General features: G+C 54.6%; 1 pseudogene. It reads left to right on the forward strand.

The annotated features are described in order from the left end of the window. Window positions 1–438 (forward strand): annotated as a pseudogene (locus tag AC0QH1_RS00355) (hypothetical protein); the annotation flags it as partial.

The raw sequence follows: 438 nt of genomic DNA on the forward strand, positions 1-438 counted from the left end.
AACTTCACTGCCACTGCTACTGATGCGGCGGGGAATACTTCTGCTGCTTCAACTGCCAGTAGCTTAATAGTAGATGCGACTCCCGAACCGGTGGTTGCTACCCTCAGCGCACCGCCAACCGAGCCTTTCGCACCGGATAATATAGTTCTCAACGACGAGATGGTTTCGGAGTCAAGCGCTGGCATGGTAGAGGACTTCTGCAATCTCACGCCGCCGACAGTCTCCCCCAATGCCGAAGCCACTCCCCTGGATAATCTCATCGGCACCAATGGAGCAGACGAGATAACCGCTGCGGGTGACAACACCTTTACCCAAGGGCTACAAGGCAACGATAACTTGTATGGTTCTGAGGGCAATAATGCCATCCACGGCAATCAAGGCACGGACTATATCGAAGCCGGTGCGGGGGATGATTTGGTTCATGGCGGCAAGGATGAC

The organism is Phormidium sp. CCY1219, assembly GCF_055795085.1.